Annotated in this window: 11 protein-coding genes; 5 read left to right on the forward strand and 6 right to left on the reverse strand. The window is 41.8% G+C overall.

The genetic code is table 11. From position 1 onward, the window contains the following. Nucleotides 1–48: 48 nt before the first annotated feature. Nucleotides 49–348, reverse strand: coding sequence for an AzlD domain-containing protein (locus PSH50_RS18715; RefSeq protein ID WP_273609974.1), 300 nt, complete (start codon nucleotides 346–348; stop codon nucleotides 49–51). Further along, nucleotides 345–1,049: an AzlC family ABC transporter permease gene (locus PSH50_RS18720; protein ID WP_273609975.1), complete on the reverse strand. Its 705-nt coding sequence runs from the start codon at nucleotides 1,047–1,049 to the stop codon at nucleotides 345–347. Before PSH50_RS18720 ends, PSH50_RS18715 begins: the two co-directional genes overlap by 4 nt. A gap of 149 nt (nucleotides 1,050–1,198) precedes the next feature. Here PSH50_RS18720 and PSH50_RS18725 point away from each other — a divergent pair, with 149 nt between their 5' ends. Further along, nucleotides 1,199–1,861, forward strand: coding sequence for a cytochrome b/b6 domain-containing protein (locus PSH50_RS18725; protein WP_273606680.1), 663 nt, complete (start codon nucleotides 1,199–1,201; stop codon nucleotides 1,859–1,861). Nucleotides 1,862–1,924: 63 nt separating this feature from the next. Here the strand turns inward: PSH50_RS18725 and PSH50_RS18730 are convergent, their stop codons facing one another. Further along, complete coding sequence (locus PSH50_RS18730; protein ID WP_024032101.1) at nucleotides 1,925–2,377, reverse strand: cytochrome c; 453 nt, start codon at nucleotides 2,375–2,377, stop codon at nucleotides 1,925–1,927. Nucleotides 2,378–2,591: 214 nt separating this feature from the next. Here PSH50_RS18730 and PSH50_RS18735 point away from each other — a divergent pair, with 214 nt between their 5' ends. Continuing rightward, entirely contained in the window at nucleotides 2,592–4,925 is a 2,334-nt protein-coding gene (locus tag PSH50_RS18735) for a S8 family serine peptidase (RefSeq protein ID WP_273609976.1), read from the forward strand. Between the two features lie 11 nt (nucleotides 4,926–4,936). Further along, a complete protein-coding gene (locus PSH50_RS18740; RefSeq protein ID WP_024032099.1) occupies nucleotides 4,937–5,470 on the forward strand; it encodes a hypothetical protein in 534 nt (177 codons plus the stop codon). A 50-nt stretch (nucleotides 5,471–5,520) separates the two neighbouring features. Here the strand turns inward: PSH50_RS18740 and PSH50_RS18745 are convergent, their stop codons facing one another. Then, complete coding sequence (locus PSH50_RS18745) at nucleotides 5,521–5,985, reverse strand: DUF2721 domain-containing protein (protein ID WP_004589012.1); 465 nt, start codon at nucleotides 5,983–5,985, stop codon at nucleotides 5,521–5,523. A 238-nt stretch (nucleotides 5,986–6,223) separates the two neighbouring features. Between PSH50_RS18745 and PSH50_RS18750 the strand changes: the two genes are divergently transcribed. Then, the gene (locus PSH50_RS18750; protein ID WP_273609977.1) at nucleotides 6,224–9,931 is read left to right on the forward strand and encodes a S8 family serine peptidase; all 3,708 of its coding nucleotides are present in this window, start codon (nucleotides 6,224–6,226) and stop codon (nucleotides 9,929–9,931) included. Nucleotides 9,932–10,064: 133 nt separating this feature from the next. After that, nucleotides 10,065–12,251, forward strand: coding sequence for a S9 family peptidase (locus PSH50_RS18755; protein ID WP_273609978.1), 2,187 nt, complete (start codon nucleotides 10,065–10,067; stop codon nucleotides 12,249–12,251). Nucleotides 12,252–12,293: 42 nt separating this feature from the next. Here the strand turns inward: PSH50_RS18755 and PSH50_RS18760 are convergent, their stop codons facing one another. Both PSH50_RS18760 and PSH50_RS18765 read right to left on the reverse strand, forming a co-directional pair. Beyond that, a complete protein-coding gene (locus PSH50_RS18760; protein WP_273609979.1) occupies nucleotides 12,294–13,775 on the reverse strand; it encodes a cell wall metabolism sensor histidine kinase WalK in 1,482 nt (493 codons plus the stop codon). Between the two features lie 10 nt (nucleotides 13,776–13,785). After that, nucleotides 13,786–14,511 carry a response regulator transcription factor gene (locus tag PSH50_RS18765; protein ID WP_004589008.1) on the reverse strand — a complete coding sequence of 242 codons (726 nt, stop codon included), beginning with the start codon at nucleotides 14,509–14,511 and terminating at the stop codon, nucleotides 13,786–13,788. Between the last annotated feature and the right edge of the window lie 16 nt (nucleotides 14,512–14,527).

Consider the following 14,527-nt stretch of genomic DNA (forward strand, 5'->3'; position numbering starts at 1 on the left):
AAAACCAAACATACTGCTGCAAATTCAAACGCCAAAGGTCAACACGCCCTAGTTTAAAATTAAAAATAACCCCATACTGGCAAGCGTTGTGTAATAAATATTATGTGTTTTATAGGCAACAATAATAGCAACGATAGCTGCACTTAAATAAGGGTTGTGCCAGTTAAGGTTGAGCCCGTCTTCATTTATAAAAATAATAGGTACCCAAATAGCGGTTAGTACAGCGGGTGCGCTAAAGCTTAAAAACTGCTGCATTTTAGGGCCCACTTTAAAACCAAGGCGATGATGTAAAAATAAGTAACGAGTAAAAAAGGTAATACACGCCATTAATAATATAGTGAGCATCATAACGGGCTGTCCTTTTTTTGTGTAAGCCTTGCAGTAAAGTAGCCTGCACTCATTGCAAGTAGAGCAGCACAAACCAACCACAACTCAAACCCCGTGCTTTTTAAAACTGTGGCGCTAATACCCGCAACAATCACAGTAACCAGCGAGGCTAAATTTTTTATGCCCGGTACCACAAGCGCAATAAATGTAGCTGCAATAGCAAAGTCGAGCCCTAAATTTGTTAAATCAGGGAGCACACTTCCTGCAACTACGCCTATGAGTGTCCAAAGGTTCCATGCAATATAAAAACTAAAACCCGCGCTTAAAGCGTATATTAGGCGCGCTTTTGTTTTATAGGCTTTGCGGTGATGCGAAAAGGCAAACAGCTCGTCGGTTAGTACAAAACTTATTGGTAAGCGCCACCGAAATGGCTGTGAAATAACTTTATGGCGTACGGCTAAACCGTATAAAAAATGCCGAGAGCTAATAATAAATGTGGTAAATAAAATAGTCAGTAAAGGGGTGTTGCCGGCCATTAGTTCAATTGCAACTAATTGTGCAGAACCCGCGAATACAAGTAATGACATTGCTTGTGTTTCAAAGGCACTAAAGCCATTTTGAATCGCTAAAGAGCCACATAATATTCCCCAAGGAACGACCGCTAGGCAAAGCGGGAGCATATCAAAAAAACCTTTTAATACTGCGCGTTTAGTTATATTCATTAATACAAGTAAGTAATAAGTTTGTGCGTTTAGTGTGCCATAAATAGTGCTTTATGTAATATCATTAATGCAGCGGTAGTAAAACTTTGGAATAATGGCTTTAGTATCAAAATAATGTGCCAGAGCTTGGCAACAAGTTGAGGATTTATATGCAAAGTATAAAAGTATGGGATGGCTTTATAAGAAGCTTTCATTGGTTATTAGTGATTAATATTGCTGTGCTTTACTTTAGCATTGACGAGGGCATGATTGAGCTTCATTTTGTGGCTGGCTTTTTCGCAATAGCATTAATAGTGACCCGTTTAGTTTGGGGGCTGGTGGGCAGTAAAACGGCAAAGTTAAGCGCGTTACTGCACTCGCCAATAGCAGTATTTAAAGAGTTTAAAAACCCCAGTAAAGGTATGGGTCATTCGGCGCCAGGTAGCTACATGGTTTTGTTGTTTTTTGTACTTATTATAGTGCAGTTAGTGACCGGGCTAATGAGCAGTGATGGCATTTTGACTGATGGGCCTTTGGTTGAGTATGTGTCGAGCTCAACGGTTGATTTTGCAAATTGGCTGCACCGCCTTAATTTCGATATTTTATTTTATGCCATTTGCCTGCATGTTACTGCCATTGTTGTGTATAAAATAAAAGGAAAACCACTTGTCAAAGCAATGATCACCGGTAAACAGGCTAACAGCGAGCAAGCCACTCAAACTAATATAGATAACACGAAAGCTCCTTGGTTGGCGTGGGCTATTTTTGTTGGGTTGTTAGTGCTACTGGCTGTTACGTGGGGCAAAGAACCACTTAGTTATTTGTTAAGTTAATAGCTAACAAAAAACAAAACGGCGCATAAAGCGCCGTTTTAGTGTGTATTGTTTTAATTGTAATTAGTCTTTAAATTGCTTGTGGCAATCTTTACAGCCTTTGGCCCATGCGCCAAATGCCTTACCAATTACCGCCTTATCGCCAGATTGAGCTGCTAAAGCTAGCTTATCTGCATTGGCAGCAAAGGCATTGGCTTTTTTAACAAAGGTTGCATTATCAGACCATACATCAGCTAATGCTGCTGTATCACCTTTATCAGTGCCTTCGTAAAACGCTTCCCATGGCATTTTAGAAAGAGCTGCTGCGTTATTAGCGCGCATTTTAAATTGCTCTGCATCAAAAGGAATTTTACCTTTTAGCATCGCGCCCATATCGCTAATTTGCACTGAAATCATAGAAAACGCAGCTTGACGGTATTCAATAGCATCACTTGGCTCTTTAAATGCAGTATTTGCAGATACGCTAAGTGTACACGTTGCTAAAGCAACCCCTGCTAAAAATTGTTTTAATTTCATGTTTTGCCCCTGTAAGAAATTATATCTACTAATTAGACATCTTGAATCGATTGCTTATTTTATTCAAGTGAAACTTTAATGTCCCATAGCTTGTTTTCTGAATATATCATTACAGCTTGTCAGTTTATTGTTAACGACTGTAAACAGCGCGTTGTTATTAAGTGCCCTGTTGTGTACCTTGAGTCATCATAAAAATAATTAACGAAGGAAGTTTATGAAGCATAATATTTTTAAAATGTCGGCACTTTCTGCCGCAGTAGTTATGACCCTTGCAGGGTGTGGTGGCAGCGACAATGACAATAATAGCCAAGTTGCTGTAGTAACTGATGTTGCACCAAAAGCAAGCGATGTAGCCGTTGCCGGTTTAAAGCAATGGGTACCTGTAACTGCTGAGTTTAATGCAAGTGATAACGATGGCGATACACTTAGTTATACATTTACTGAAAATGGTGAAGCGGTTGAAGCGCAAGATGGCGTATATACTTTTAGCCATGGCTTGTTAACAGTTGAAGGCGATACCTTTACTTACGTTCCTGTTTCAGGCGAAGACGCGGTAATTGATTACACCGCTAATGCAAATGGTAAATCGGCGTCTGCGCAATTAACAATTAGTGATATTGCGTCAGATCCTTTGGCTAATCAGCAATGGCACCTACGTAACACAGGTCAAAAGTCGTATGCTTTAAGCGATGATATGAAGCAAGGTTTAGTAGATTTTTACGTTAATCGAGATGGCGATACTGAGGAAGAAGCGCAAGAAAGAGTTAATGCTAGTTTTGCAGAGTCTGAGGCAGAAGAATTGGTTGCTGGCGAAGATATGAACGTAGCAGCTGCGTACACTCAAGGTGTTACAGGTGCTGGCGTAACGGCCGTTGTTGTTGACTCTGGTATGGAAATTCGCCACGAAGACTTAGTTGATAACGTGTTACCAAATCGTTCTTTAAATTTAGATGCAGATACACTTGACCGTACCGATCCTACTAGCCTGTCAAATAGCGGCGACCACGGTACCAGTGTTGCAGGCTTAATTGCAGCGAAAGGCTGGAATGGTAAGGGCGGGCGCGGTGTTGCACCAGATGCTGGTCTAATTGGCATGAACTACCTAGGTGGCGATAAAATTGAGCAAACTGATTTACTGGCGCATGGTTTCCCAGGTAGCGGTATTAGCACATCAGAAAATATTTCTGCGTTTAACCGCAGCTACGGTATTACCTTCCCAACGTTTATTGGCTACTCAGAGCTAGATGAAGCTATCGAGTCATACCCTAACCTTAACCTTCGTGATGGTAAAGGTGCCCTAAACATGAAATCGAGCGGTAACTCGTTTGTTGATGGTAGCGGTGAAGGGTCATTATGTGCAGATAACGGCGCAAATGAGCTAGGTCTTACTTGTTATAATGGCGCGTTTGAGCCAAGCCAAGGTCATCCATATTACTTAAGCGTTGCAGCTGTAAATGCTGATGGTACGCATACAAGCTACTCAAGCGGTGGTGCTAACTTAATGGTTTCAGCCCCTGCGGGTGAATACGGGCGCTGGGCACCTGCCATGGTAACAACTGACCAGATGACCTGTATTAACGGGTACTCAGGCTTTAATGGTAGCTCGATTACGGCATGGGCTGCAGCATATGGCGAAGACTTTGCGGCATCGCAATACTCATTCAACTACCCAGGCCATGAAGATAACGCTAGCTGTAACTATACCTCTACGTTTAATGGTACTTCTTCGGCAGCACCTAATGCGTCAGGTGTAGTATCACTGATCTTATCAGCTAATTCAGAGCTAACATGGCGTGATGTTCGTCATATCTTAGCTACTACAAGCACAGTTAACGATGCAGAAGATGAAGTTGTAACGCTTAGCGTTGGTGAAGGTGAATTTGTAGCGCATGACGGCTGGGTTGAAAATGCAGCAGGTTATAACTTTAATAACTTATACGGTTTTGGACGTGTAGATGCTGGTGCTGCAGTTGCGATGGCAAAAGAGTACGACGTAGCATTAGGTGAGCAAGTTATTACAGATTGGAGTGGTGTTGGCTCTGTTGTTGAAGAAGATGCCCTTACGCTAGAAATCCCAGATAACAGTGCCGCGGGTGTTACACAGCAAATCACTGTTGAAGAAGAGCTAAACATTGAAGCAATGCAGTTTAAGTTTGATGTGAGCAATACTGAAATGGGCTTTGGTTTAGCGGATGGTACGCAAACATCTGCTGGTACCGATTTAGCAATTGAAGTGACGTCTCCGTCAGGCACGCGCAGTGTATTACTAGCGTCTAAGCAAGCTCTATTTTACCCAGCTTATAGCTTTACTAACGGTTGGAACACAGGCTATGTTTTAAAGGATGCGGTACTACTGTCTAATGCTTTCTATGGGGAGACAACAAAAGGTACTTGGACTATTCGTGTTCTTGATGCTGCAGCAGATAGCTTTGCATTCAGCGATGGCGGGAATAACGGACTAGGTGCAGTAGGTATTTCAAATAACCGTGCCGCAAGCGTTTTAGAAGGCGTTTCGTTGAGAGCATTTGGTCACGCAGGTCAAGAGTAAGGAGTATAGATATGAAAATGAATAAATTAGTTATTTTAGGTGCTGCTGCGTGTATTTCTCTAAGTGCAACAGCGAGTTCAGTAGCGGATAAAGAGCTGCAACTTCCAAAAAAGCCGGTAAATAGTGTGAAATACAGCAAAACCGACTTTGGCTCTTACGTTGTAGAAAAAAACTTACGTTTAGTACCAACAAGTGTTGCTGCTGATGAGTATGTTGTTTCTACTAAAGGTGAGATGGCGGTAGTTGAGTCTTCTGAGGCTTCATCGTTAGTAACAAAAGGTACACTGGTACGTAATGTCCTAACAAACAACTTAACGTCGCTTTCTGGCAATATTACTGTTTTGCTTAAAGATGGCATGAACGCAACAGAGGTAGCTCAGCTGTCTGGCTTAAAGGTAGTGTCTGTTTTCCCAGGTACTAAAATAGCGGTTTTAGCTGTTAATGATGGCCAAGATATTTTAGCTGCTGCAGAGCAATTAAAGTCATCTGATTATACTAAAGAAGCGCGAATTGAAGTGTTAGAGACTATTTATACTGCACAATAAAATTAAAATGTTGTGATAAAAGCCCGAGAAAATCTCGGGCTTTTTTATTGCTAATCGTTAATATCAGCAAATATCATCCCTCGGCGCATACTACGTGTGGCCAAAAATACCTCGCCAAGTAACGACATAAAACCACATATTAATAAGGCCATTGCAGCCACAAAACAGCTGGCAATTGTTACCCCTAAATTAATAGACTGAATGTGTGATAAAAACAACAGCATAACCACAGCGCATACTAGCAAGGCGCTTAGCACGCTCATACTAAAAGCAATGTGAATACATCGAGAGCGCTTTAACAGGGCTCGCAGCTCTGTGGCTAGGGTTTTATTAAAGTCTTCATCGGTGCTTACCTTGAGTTTTCGCTCAAGTTGTCGCGCACGGTCAGTAATGCGGGCTAAGCGATTAGATAAAACCCCGAGCGTGGCAGCAATACCCGTAATTAAAAAGACAGGGGCGACGGCAGTCTGAATTACTTTAGCCATGGTTAAAATATTTATAACGTCGTTACTCATTCATTTTCCATAGAGAAGTTAGGTTTTGTTTACAGTGATTTACAAATCACAGAAATGGAAAAACTTATTTAAAATTAGTTTGTTGTGATTTTTTTGCGATGCTATTCCTGCAGTTTTGTAATCCACTTGTAATTGAGTTGTTGCTAGCCTGAGGGCTGTAGTTCTATATTAAAATCACAATTCTAATCACATTGAATTGAGTAAATACAATAATATAAAACTCACTCCAGGGGAAATAATGTCTAATATAACACTGAAAAGAACCGCTATTTCATCAGCTATAGGTTTAGCTATGATGTCATACGGTGCAGCCGCCGCACCTGATTTATCTAAAGGATATGTCCCAGAAACATCAAGTGTAAAAACATACTCTCAAGATAAAACCATTTCTACTAAAGCACGCTATATTATCCAGCTTGAAGACGAGCCGCTAGCAACCTACAAAGGCGGCATTGCAGGGCTTGAAGCAACCTCTGCAGCAGTAACTGGGGATAGTAAAGTCAATCTATCTTCAGCACCTGCGTTAAAGTACAGCAGCTACTTAAAAGCAAAACAAAAAAATGTAGCGCAAGTAGCTGCATCTGTTAGCGGTGGCTCAGTTTCACATTCATTTAGTACGTTATTCAACGGTATTGTGGTAGAAGGTGAGCAAGGTCAACGTGAAAAACTCGCTAAACTTGCGGGTGTAAAAAAAGTATTTTTAGATACTGAGTACCATACATTAATGGATGCTTCTATTGATGTGATTAGAGGCGTTGAGGCATGGCAGGCGCTTGGTGGTCAATCTGAAGCTGGTAAAGGCGTTAAAGTTGCTATTATTGACTCGGGTATCCGCCCAGAAAACCCTATGTTTTCAGATGTGGGTTTTGCAGCTGCAGAGTTTAGTGAAGAAGAAGCGGCTTACATCGCAGAAAACCCCGATTACTGTCGTATAGAGGGTGGTGAAGCCGACTTTTGTAATAATAAATTAATTGTGGCGCGTGCATTTGGTCCAACGCCAAGTGATGTTCACCCTGATGAATATATTGGTTCTCCACTCGGTTACGACGGTCATGGAACGCATGTTGCTGGTACTGCTGTAGGTAACCCAATTGAAATTACTTACCAAGACAATAACGTGTCAATTTCAGGTGTTGCACCAGCGGCACAGTTAATGGCTTATAAAGCGCTTTGGCACACAGCCGATGGACGAGGCAGCGGTACTACCGTTGCACTAATGGGGGCATTAGAAGCGGCCATTAAAGATGGCGCAGACGTAATTAACAACTCGTGGGGCGGCGGTGCAGGTGGCAACCCATCAAGCAGTGCATACAGTGATTTATTCACAGCTGCAGAAGAAGCGGGTGTAGTGGTTGTAACCGCAGCAGGTAACGATGGTAACGGCGCACAAACTATTGGTTGTCCTAGCTGTATTGAGTCTGGTTTAACAGTTGCCAATACGCAAACAGGGCGCTTCTTCTCTCAACAAATTGAAGTGGCAGGTGAAACCTATTTAAGCATTGAAGGAAGCAATGGTTTATTAACAGACCCTATTTCACTTCCTATTATTTCGGCGCAAGTGATTGCTCCTGATAATTTTGAAGGGTGTGAAGAGTTTGCTGAAGGTATCTCATTTGCAGACTCTGTAGCATTAATCTCTCGTGGTAGCTGTGCGTTTTCAGCTAAAGCTGCAAATGCGGCGAAAGCAGGTGCGACGGCGGTTATAATTCATAACAATGTTGCTGGCGGTGCAATGGGCATGTCTATGGATGACGCCACAATTCCAGCCTCAGCGATTAGCCAAGAAGATGGTTTAAGCTTGGTTGAGCTGTTAACTGCAGCTGAAGAGCCGGTTATTGCTTCACTCGACCCTAGTGTTAAAAGAACAATTCAAGAGAAATTTACTGATGCAGTAAACTCTTCAAGTTCGCGTGGTCCTAATGGTGAGCCTAGCTTCTTAAAACCTGATATTGCAGCGCCAGGTACAGATATTTTATCTGCTTACTCGCCAGATGAAGGTAATGGTATTACCTTTAATGCGATTACAGGCACAAGTATGGCAAGCCCTCATGTTGCTGGTGCAGCAGCATTGATGAAGCAAGCTCACCCAGAGTGGAATGCGGTACAAATCAAAACGGCACTTATGAGCTCATCTAAAATGGATGGCCTACATAAAGAAGACTTAGTTACCAAAGCTGATGCATTTGATGTAGGTGCCGGTCGATTAGATATGCCTAATGCGCTAGAGGCAGCACTTACATTTGATCATGGCTCTTACGCCGATCCAAGTTGTTTAAGCGTTTGTAGCTTCTCAAATACCGTGCAAAATATGACTGATGTTGCTGGTGAGTGGACTGCAAAAGTAGTAACCGATATGCAAGGCGCTGAAATTACGGTTTCGCCTAGCACCGTTATGCTTGGCGCGCACGGTTCTACCTCTACAGATTCTGAAGGTGCAGAAACAAGCACTGACATGGCTGAATTTAACTTAGATATTGATTCAACATTTAACGATGTAAAAGGTTGGAACTTTGGCCACGTAGTGTGGACTCATACTGAGACAGGTCAAATCGCTCACTTACCATTTGCTATTTACGATAACGAAGCAACCAATAGCAGTGTGTTTAGTGCAACAGTCGATGCCGATTCTTTAAATTCTTCTACTCCAGCAAAAGTAGGTGTGCAATTTAATAATACTCTGTTCACTGACGAGCTATCAGTAAATGTAAAACTTGATGAAAATGCAGAACTTCTTAAAGGTGCTGCCCCTGTTGTTGAAGTGACTAATGGTGCAGGTGAAGTAACATTAAGTGAAGACAATAAAGAGCTAACTTGGACAGGTACATTGGGACCAAAAGAATTTGCTATTAACAGCAGTGATTTCTTAGGTACCTTCTCATTGGCTGATGAAGGCATTGAGCCACAAGCGTGTCCTGACGGGTGTGATGAGATAACTATTACGGTTGAAGCTGACTTTATTTTTGATGGGAAAGAGTACTCAGCATTTACTATCTCAGATAACGGCTTTATTGCTGTTGGTGCAGATGTAAATACAACTAACTCTTGGAGCCCTCAAGCAATGCCTAATGCACGTACACCTAATGGTGTTATTGCGCCGCTTTGGGCTGACTTTGATTTAGCTGGTGGCACGAGCGGTGGCGGTGATCTTTATGTGGCTAAATTTGATAGCGGCTATGTAGTTGTAGAATGGCATGACGTTGAGCTTTGGGGTAGTTCTTTAGGTGATAAGTACACGTTCCAAGTGATCTTAAAAGAAGGGACTGATGAAGTTCGTATGAACTACATTGATGTGCCTGCTTTACCTGCACCTTACTCAGCGGGTGTAGAGTCTGCTGATGGCAACGTAGGTGCAATGCTGGACACAGTTCCAACGGGTAATGCTATTGGTAGTGGCTACTTAGTCGATCAAATCAAAGGCGGTGTTGTTGATATTCAATATCAAGCCTTTGCAAAAGATCGTAGCCATTACACAGCTGCAGATGCAGTAGAAGTTGATGAAGAGCAAACAGTGACTATTGATGTATTAGCCAATGACATGGCTGAGTCGCGTTTTGTATTTGACGCAGTAGCCTCTTCAGAAACAGAAAATGCAGAATTCTCTGCCCATAAAGGTGTAAGAATTAAAGGCAGCTTAGTGGCATCAACTGTTGAGGTGGTTTCTGCACCAGCAAATGGCTCTACAACCGTGAATGAAGATGGCACGATTGATTATACGCCAAATGCACAGTTCTCTGGTGAAGATAGCTTTACATACACAGTGCGTGAAGCATCAGGCACTAGCGCCGAAGAAACTATGGTATCAATCGTTGTTAACGATACCATTGCAGACCCTCAGCCAGTGACGCCAACACCAGAGCCTGAAAGCAATGGTTCATCGGGCTCACTAGCTTGGTTAACGTTACTTGCTGCGCCGTTTGCATTTATGCGTCGTCGTAAACAAAAGTAATTTTATAACTAGCACGTTATTTTAAAGGGAGCCTCGGCTCCCTTTTTACATAGCTTCACAAACTAAATTACACCACGCTTTATTATTAGGTATATTTAATAGCACCAATAATAAAAACCATAGAGATTTCATAATGATTCGTTCCTCATTCACGCTAGCCGCGTTATCACTCGCTGTGCTAGCCGGGTGTGATAATGCGCCAAAAAATACACCTTCAGATACAGCAACTACTATGCAAACACAACAAACAGAAAAACCAGTGAGCGCCGTGGCGCCAATTGCTAAAAAAGTACCTCATGAAATGACGATTCATGGCGATACGCGTATTGATGATTACTACTGGTTGCGTGATGACGAGCGTAAAGCGCCAGACGTTATAAGTTACTTAAATGCTGAAAACGCTTATACCGAGGCAATGCTTGCGCATACTCAAACATTGCAAGATAAGTTATTTGAAGAGTTGAAAGGGCGTATTAAAAAAGACGATGACTCGGTGCCTGTTAAAAAAGGCGACTATTTTTATTCATCGCAAACGCGTGGCGAAAACGAATACCCTACCTATGTTCGCAGTAGCGATTTTAAAGGCACTGATCAGCAAGTTATTTTAGATGTAAATGCGTTGGCCAAAGATCACGACTACTATGCTGTAAGTGGCTTAGCTGTAAGTACTAACGGAAATTTAATGGCGTACGGGGAAGACACCGTTAGCCGTAGAATTTACACCATAAAGGTAAAAGATTTAACCACAGGCCAATTACTCGAAGACACGCTTGAGGGAACAAACGGCGGTGTTATTTGGGCAAACGATAATAAAACCTTTTACTACATTAAAAAAGATGCACAAACCTTACTTGGCTATCAAGTTTTTCGCCATACGTTAGGTACACCGCAAAGCGATGATGAACTTATTTACGAAGAAGCTGATACAAGTTATTACACGGGTATTAGTAAGAGCAAAGATGGCTCAGAAATATATATTTGGCACAGCAGCACCAATGCCTCTGGTATGTCGGTACTCAGCGCAGATGATAATAAAGCAAAACCTAAGCGCTTAATTGAGCGTGAGGACGATCTAGAATACAGTATTTCAAAGCTTGGCAATACGTATTACATCGTCACTAACTTAAATGCGGTTAACTTTCAGCTTATGAAGGTGGATGTAGATAAAGCGCATGATAAAGCAAATTGGCAAACGGTAATTGCGCCGCGCGATGATATTAAACTAGAAGGCGTTGATTTATTTAAAGACTACCTTGTATATCAAGAGCGAGAACTGGGTCAGTCGCGCCTTATTGTTCGCCATTTATCGACTGGAGATGAGCACACGCTAAGCTTTAACGACAGTGCCTATACCATTGCAAGCTATGGCAACAACGATATAAACAGCGACAAATTACGTGTTTATTATACCAGTATGACGACACCGGTTTCGTCGTACGATATTGACCTTAAATCGGGTGATAAAACCCTACTTAAGCAGCAAGCCGTGTTAGGTGATTTTAACGCAGATAACTATGCCTCGGAGCGTATTTTTGTAGGTGCGCGCGATGGTATAAAAGTCCCCGTAAGCTTAGTGTACCGTAAAGATGCATTTAAAAAGGATGGCACAAACCCGTTACTGCAATATGGTTATGGCTCGTACGGCGCCACCATGGACCCTACTTTTTCAAGCTCACGTTTAAGCTTATTAGACCGTGGCTTTGTGTTTGCTATAGCGCATGTGCGTGGTTCGCAAATGTTAGGCCGCCCATGGTATGAAGACGGAAAGTTATTAACTAAAAAGAACACTTTTAACGACTTTGTTGATGTAACCAAATCATTAGTGGCACAAGGTTATGGCGCAAAAGACGAAATATTTGCCTACGGTGGTAGTGCTGGTGGTTTATTAATGGGCGCGGTGGTTAACCAAGCACCAGAGCTATATAAAGGGGTGGTCGCAGCAGTACCTTTTGTTGATGTAGTTACCACCATGCTTGATGCAAGCATACCACTTACTACCAATGAGTATGGTGAGTGGGGTAACCCAAATGAAAAAGAGTACTACGATTACATGCTGTCGTACTCGCCGTATGATCAAGTCTCAAAGCAAGCGTATCCTAATATGTTAGTGACTACCGGTTTACATGACTCACAAGTTCAATACTTTGAACCGGCTAAGTGGGTTGCAAAGCTGCGTGACTATAAAACAGATGATAATAAACTGCTGTTTAAAATAGATATGGAAGCCGGCCATGGCGGGGCGTCTGGTCGCTTTAAACGCCTAGAAGATACTGCGCTAAACTATGCATTTATGCTTGATTTAGCCGGTATTAAAAAATAAGTTAATCAAAATTAAGTAATGTTCTAAAGGTATAGCCGTTGGCTATACCTTTATTTTTTGCGGCAAGTTAAAGCTAAACATAGTGCCTTTGCCCAGCTCACTTTGTACATTTATTTCACTGTCCATAAGTTTTAGTAACCCCTTACAAATAGCCAACCCTAAGCCACCTTGTTGGCGCCCTTCGTTATTTGAATTTGAAGCCTGATAATGCGGATTAAAAATTGCGTTTAGCTCATCATGCTTAATACCCACGCCGGTATCAGAAACCTGCACAAATAATTGCTTTTCATCAATACGCTTAACGTTTACAGCTATGCTGCCGCCTTTAGGTGTGTGCCTTATTGCGTTATCAATTAAATTACTTAAAACACGCTCAAGTTTTGCAATATCGGCTACAACAGGAAAATCGCAAATTGCAGGTTCTACCGTTAAGTTAAGGCCTTTTTTCTCAGCGGTTAGAGAAAACTTAGCAATGCAATCGTAAATAAGCTCACCTAAATTAAAGGTTTCTTTGTGAATGCTTATTTCGCCGTTTTCTAAATGGGCTAATTCAAAAATTTGTTCAATAAGCTGTTTAAGCTGCGCGCAGTTATTAAGGGATACATGTAAGTATTCTTGTTGTTCTTTAGCACTTAATTGCGACCCCGACTGATTAAGCACCTCTAAAAACCCCTGCAAAGAGGCAAGGGGGGTTCTTAAATCGTGAGATAAGTGGGTAAGCAACTCCTTGCGCTGTTTATCGCTTTGCTCAAGTGCTTTAAATTGCTCGTCAATCCGGGTAACCATAGCTTGAATGTTACGGCCTAAACTGTGCACTTCGTTACTTTTTTGGGTCGAATAGTTGCTGAGTTTGGTATCAGTAAGGCTGTAATTAGCTGCTTCAATATTGCTTACATCACGGGCTAATCGCTGAATAGGGTTGGTAAAAAAGCGTAGTAAAATAAGCATCGCAATCAGTAAAAATGCAAGTGCAGCTCCAAGCCATAATGCGGCAAGCCATAGTTTGTCATTATTTTTAATTGTGTTTAAAGAGGTATCGTAAGCTTCACCGCCAATAATTACGTACAAGTACCCTTGCAGCTTATCGTTATTAAAAACAGGCGCTACAGAGAATATTTTTTGCTGCGCTTTATTTCTTGGATCATCACCATAAATTGGCGCAGCTGGGTTGTTAATCAGCTTTTTTAAGGGGGCTAAATTAATATGAGTGCGTTTAACTTTACCAGGCTCTGCTGAGTAAGTGAGGATTTTTCCGTTTTCATCTACAAAATAAAACTCAAATGCGGGGCCTAATAACATTAAGGTATGAAATAGGTTTTCTAGGGCTGCGTAGTCGTATACACCCTCTTTTATTAATGGGTTATCTTGTACTAAATGCTCAGCTAGGGCTAAGTGCAGGTTTTGCTCGCCATGATGTTTTGAGGTGAGCTCTAGTTGTTTACTCCAGCTGTAAACGAGTGCACAAATAAAGCAAAATATAACCACCAACGACACCGCTAATTTTTGATACAAAGATAGGTTCATAATAAGGCTCTTAAGTAAGTTGGCTTGGATTTAGTTTGTAGCCAACGCCCCAAACGGTTTCGATAATAGGCGCTTGATGATGTAGCTCAAGTTTGGCGCGTAACCTATTTATATGTGAGTTAACGGTATGCTCGTACCCGCTGTGCTGATACCCCCATACTTTGTCGAGCAATTGCTGGCGGCTAAAAACATGGTTTGGGTGGCGAGCAAAATATACTAGTAAATCAAATTCAGTGGCGGTGAGGTTAAGTGCTTGTTCGTCTAAATAAACTTGATGTGAGCTAAATTCAATATTGAGTGAGCCTATATTTAGCGTTTGTTCGTTGCACGGGCTGTCGTTTTCGTTATTTTGAATCGCTAGAAGTTGTGAGCGGTGGCGTAATTGTGTTTTAACGCGGGCTTGTAATTCGCGAGCAAAAAAGGGTTTGCAAATATAGTCATCAGCACCCATTTCAAGGCCAATTACACGGTCCATATCGCTACTGAGCGCGGTAAGTAAAATAACGGAAATGGTAGGGTAGTGCTCTTTAATTTTACGGCATAAGCTTAAGCCATCCATTTGTGGCAGGTTTATATCCAGTAAAATAAGCCCGTAAGGTTGTTTTGCTATTTTTTTAAGTGCGAGCTCAGCGCTTACAACATGGTCAACATGCAAATTTAACGCAGCAAGTTGAGTTGTTATTAGTTGCCCTATTTCTCTGTCGTCTTCTACTACCAGTATTTTTTCGTGCCGCATGGTTAACCTCGTAAAA

This window comes from Pseudoalteromonas sp. Angola-7 (assembly GCF_028599255.1).
In the GTDB taxonomy this organism is placed as follows: domain Bacteria; phylum Pseudomonadota; class Gammaproteobacteria; order Enterobacterales; family Alteromonadaceae; genus Pseudoalteromonas; species Pseudoalteromonas atlantica.

Coding starts and splice junctions, on each gene's coding strand:
- PSH50_RS18715 (WP_273609974.1), bottom strand. CDS start 348: ATGATGCTCACTATATTATTAATGGCGTGTATTACCTTTTTTACTCGT.
- PSH50_RS18720 (WP_273609975.1), bottom strand. CDS start 1,049: ATGAATATAACTAAACGCGCAGTATTAAAAGGTTTTTTTGATATGCTC.
- PSH50_RS18725 (WP_273606680.1), top strand. CDS start 1,199: ATGCAAAGTATAAAAGTATGGGATGGCTTTATAAGAAGCTTTCATTGG.
- PSH50_RS18730 (WP_024032101.1), bottom strand. CDS start 2,377: ATGAAATTAAAACAATTTTTAGCAGGGGTTGCTTTAGCAACGTGTACA.
- PSH50_RS18735 (WP_273609976.1), top strand. CDS start 2,592: ATGAAGCATAATATTTTTAAAATGTCGGCACTTTCTGCCGCAGTAGTT.
- PSH50_RS18740 (WP_024032099.1), top strand. CDS start 4,937: ATGAAAATGAATAAATTAGTTATTTTAGGTGCTGCTGCGTGTATTTCT.
- PSH50_RS18745 (WP_004589012.1), bottom strand. CDS start 5,985: ATGAGTAACGACGTTATAAATATTTTAACCATGGCTAAAGTAATTCAG.
- PSH50_RS18750 (WP_273609977.1), top strand. CDS start 6,224: ATGTCTAATATAACACTGAAAAGAACCGCTATTTCATCAGCTATAGGT.
- PSH50_RS18755 (WP_273609978.1), top strand. CDS start 10,065: ATGATTCGTTCCTCATTCACGCTAGCCGCGTTATCACTCGCTGTGCTA.
- PSH50_RS18760 (WP_273609979.1), bottom strand. CDS start 13,775: ATGAACCTATCTTTGTATCAAAAATTAGCGGTGTCGTTGGTGGTTATA.
- PSH50_RS18765 (WP_004589008.1), bottom strand. CDS start 14,511: ATGCGGCACGAAAAAATACTGGTAGTAGAAGACGACAGAGAAATAGGG.